2 rRNA genes are annotated in these 3,300 nt (G+C 45.7%); both read right to left on the reverse strand.

Annotated elements, in window-relative coordinates:
- Positions 1-40: 40 nt before the first annotated feature.
- Positions 41-156: ribosomal RNA gene (gene rrf, locus CKF58_RS00470) — 5S ribosomal RNA — on the reverse strand.
- Between the two features lie 176 nt (positions 157-332).
- Positions 333-3,217, reverse strand: a 23S ribosomal RNA gene (locus CKF58_RS00475).
- Between the last annotated feature and the right edge of the window lie 83 nt (positions 3,218-3,300).

Below are 3,300 nucleotides of genomic sequence, written 5' to 3' on the forward strand. Positions count from 1 at the left end.
TCTCCCAACTGAGCTAACCGCCCATTTCTACGTAAAATTAATTTGGCGATGACCTACTCTCGCATGGGGAGACCCCACACTACCATCGGCGCTACGTCGTTTCACTTCTGAGTTCGGCATGGGATCAGGTGGGACCAACGTGCTAATGTCGCCAAAAGCGTTTAATTTAATAACAATGCTGTGTTATGAGTTTTTTGTTTTTTAGCTATCTATTCGCTTTCAAATTACTAATACTTAACACCTTATTCTTATGTAAGCATTAAAACAACAAACCTTTTAGCAATTAACCTTTGTTATTTGCTTGCTAGCTTGTCAACTCAATCATGAGTTGGACTATTAATCAATCGGGCAATTAGTATGAGTTAGCTCAAAGCCTCACAGCTCTTACACACCTCACCTATCAACGTCGTAGTCTACAACAACCCTTAGTATTTAAAATACAGATATCTCATCTTAAGGAAGGTTTCCCGCTTAGATGCTTTCAGCGGTTATCCCGTCCGTACATAGCTACCCAGCAGTGCCCTTGGCAGAACAACTGGAACACCAGAGGTACGTCCATTCCGGTCCTCTCGTACTAGGAACAGACCCTTTCAAATATCTAACGCTTACGGCAGATAGGGACCGAACTGTCTCACGACGTTCTAAACCCAGCTCGCGTACCACTTTAAATGGCGAACAGCCATACCCTTGGGACCTACTTCAGCCCCAGGATGTGATGAGCCGACATCGAGGTGCCAAACACCGCCGTCGATATGAACTCTTGGGCGGTATCAGCCTGTTATCCCCGGAGTACCTTTTATCCGTTGAGCGATGGCCCTGTCATAAAGAGCCACCGGATCACTATGACCTGCTTTCGCACCTGCTCGACATGTACGTCTCGCAGTCAAGCGGGCTTATACCATTATACTAATCTCACGATGTCCGACCGTGATTAGCCCACCTTTGTACTCCTCCGTTACTCTTTGGGAGGAGACCGCCCCAGTCAAACTACCCACCAGACAATGTCCTAGAAGAGGATTCACTCTCCTTAGTTAGATTATCAACATATAAAGAGTGGTATTTCAACAACGACTCCATTGAAACTGACGTCCCAACTTCAAAGTCTCCCACCTATCCTACACATTATAGGTCAATAATCAATGTCAAGCTATAGTAAAGGTTCACGGGGTCTTTCCGTCTAGCCGCAAGTACACTGCATCTTCACAGCGATTTCAATTTCACTGAGTCTCGGGTGGAGACAGCCTGGCCATCATTACGCCATTCGTGCAGGTCAGAACTTACCTGACAAGGAATTTCGCTACCTTAGGACCGTCATAGTTACGGCCGCCGTTTACTGGGGCTTCGATCAAGAGCTTCGGTTGCCCTAACTCCATCAATTAACCTTCCAGCACCGGGCAGGCGTCACTCCCTATACGTCCACTTTCGTGTTTGCAGAGAGCTGTGTTTTTAGTAAACAGTTGCAGCCAGCTGGTATCTTCGACTGATTAGAGCTTCTTACCGCATAGGTAATAACCCCAAATCAGCGCACCTTCTCCCGAAGTTACGGTGCTATTTTGCCTAGTTCCTTCACCCGAGTTCTCTCAAGCGCCTGAGTATTCTCTACCTGACCACCTGTGTCGGTTTACAGTACGGTTTAATACAAATTAAGCTTAGAAGCTTTTCTTGGAAGCCGGGTATCAATCAATCTATAATGATAAATCATCATATCTTCATCACGCCTCATCAATAGCTAACCGGATTTGCCTAATTAGCCTAACTACACGCTTAAACTCACTATTCCGTCAGTGAGCTGACCTAACCTTCTCCGTCACTCCATCGCATTTGTATTAAGTACAGGAATGTTAACCTGTTTGCCATCGACTACGCATTTCTGCCTCGCCTTAGGTGCCGACTAACCCTACCTCGAATACCGTTGGATAGGAAACCTTGGTCTTCCGGCGAACGGGTTTTTCACCCGTTTTATCGTTACTTATGTCAGCATTCGCACTTCTGATACCTCCAGCATACCTCCCAGTACACCTTCTACAGCTTACAGAACGCTCCCCTACCCAATAACTAAAGTTATTGCCGCAGCTTCGGTGCTATGTTTAGCCCCGTTACATCTTCCGCGCAGGCCGACTCGACTAGTGAGCTATTACGCTTTCTTTAAATGATGGCTGCTTCTAAGCCAACATCCTAGCTGTCTATGCCTTCCCACATCGTTTCCCACTTAACATAAACTTTGGGACCTTAGCTGGCGGTCTGGGTTGTTTCCCTCTCCACCACGAACGTTAGCACCCGTGGTGTGTCTCCCATATAGTACTTTCACGTATTCGGAGTTTGCATCCTATTGGTACCTCGAGATGAGGCCCGCAAAGAAACAGTGCTCTACCCCATGAAGTATTCATATGAGGCTCTACCTAAATAGATTTCGGGGAGAACCAGCTATCTCCCGGTTTGATTGGCCTTTCACCCCTAGTCACAGGTCATCCGCTACTTTTTCAACAGTAGTCGGTTCGGTCCTCCAATGTATGTTACTACAACTTCAACCTGCCCATAACTAGATCACCGGGGTTCGGGTCTATATCCTGCAACTAATTCGCCTAGTTAAGACTCGCTTTCGCTTCGGCTCCCTGATTAAGTTAACCTCGCTACAGAATATAACTCGCTGACCCATTATACAAAAGGTACGCAGTCACTAAATAAATTAGCTCCCACTGCTTGTATGTAAGCGGTTTCAGGTTCTATTTCACTCCCTTAACAAGGGTTCTTTTCGCCTTTCCCTCACGGTACTGGTTCACTATCGGTCAATCAGTAGTATTTAGCCTTGGATGATGAGCCACCCATCTTCAAACAGGATTTCACGTGTCCCGCCCTACTCGTTGTTAACTTAGTACCACAATAAAAATTTCGTGTACGGGACTATCACCCTGTGTCGTTAACCTTTCCAGATTATTCCACTATCTTTATTGCTATCATTAACGGCTAGTCCGCTTTCGCTCGCCACTACTAACGGAATCTCGGTTGATTTCTTTTCCTCGGGGTACTTAGATGTTTCAGTTCTCCCGGTTCGCCCCACAAAAGTGGTAATAGAGATTTGCTCTATTGGGTTTCCCCATTCGGAAATTCTGGAGTAATAACGCGTCTTATCAACTCCTCCAGACTTATCGCAGATTAGCACGTCCTTCATCGCCTCTGATTGCCAAGGCATCCACCGCTTACACTTATTCAATTAATAGTCCAACTCATAATTAGTTGGTCGCTATTAAAGGTTTTGTATATATAGCTGTTTTAATGCTTACATAAGAACAAGGTATTTTT

Origin of the sequence: Psittacicella hinzii, from assembly GCF_003585935.1 — a bacterium.
Taxonomy (GTDB): domain Bacteria; phylum Pseudomonadota; class Gammaproteobacteria; order Enterobacterales; family Psittacicellaceae; genus Psittacicella; species Psittacicella hinzii.